The sequence below is a fragment of the Shewanella hafniensis genome (genome assembly GCF_019655335.1).
In the GTDB taxonomy this organism is placed as follows: domain Bacteria; phylum Pseudomonadota; class Gammaproteobacteria; order Enterobacterales; family Shewanellaceae; genus Shewanella; species Shewanella hafniensis.
In genome coordinates, this window is sequence record NZ_BPFD01000191.1 from 1 (window position 1) to 841 (window position 841).

At 52.6% G+C, this 841-nt stretch carries 1 protein-coding gene; it reads left to right on the forward strand.

From position 1 onward, the window contains the following. On the forward strand, window positions 1-841 hold an 841-nt coding region (locus K5Q99_RS23085), incomplete at both ends, for a hypothetical protein (protein WP_373317136.1).

Here is an 841-nt window from a genome sequence, read left to right on the forward strand (position 1 = left end):
AAGAAGAGAGAAGGAAGAGGAGAGGGGGAGAGGAGAGGGGGAGAAGAGAAAGGAGGGGAGGGGAGGAGAAGAAAAGAAGGGAGAGAGGGAGAGAGGGAGGGAAAGAGGGAGGGAGGAGGAGAGGGAGGAAAAAGAGGGGAGAGGGGAGGAGAGGGAGAGAAGAGAAAGAAAAAAAGAAGGAGGAGGGAAGAGAGAGGAGAGAGAAAGGAAAGAGAGAGAGAGAGGAAGAAGGAAGGGAGAGAGGGGGAGGGAAAGAAAAGGAAGAAAGAAAGAGAAAGGAGGGAAAAGAAAGGGGAAGGAGAGGAGAGGAGAGAAAAAGGAAGAGGAGAAGGGAGGAAAAGGAAAAAGAAAGAAAGGAAGAAGAGGGAGGGGGGAAAGGAGAGAGGGAGAAAGAAAAAAAGAAAGAAGGGGGGAGAAAGAAAAGAGGGAAAGGAAAAGAGGGAGAGAAGGAGAGGGGGAGGGGGGGGAAAGGGAAAGAGAGGAAAAAAGAAGGGAGAGAAAGGAAGGAGGGGGGGAGGGGGAGGAAAAAGAAAGGGAAAGAGGGAGGGAAGGGGAAAAGGGAAGAAGGGGAAGGGAAGAGAGAAAAGAGGGGGAAAAGGAAATAAAGAAGGGGGGAAAAAAAGAGAAGAAAGAGAAAAAAGGGAAAGGAAAAGAGGAAAGGGAGAGGAAAGGAAAACGAGAAGGAAGAGGGGAAGGGAGGGAGAGAAGCAGGAGAGGAGGAAGAGGAGAAAAAGAGCACGGCGGCGAAGAGGGGCCGGGGCCGGAGAAGAAGGCGAGAGACGAGCAAGGAGAAGGAGGGGAGCCGGGCGAGGAGGGAGGGGAAGGGAGGATGGGACAACCT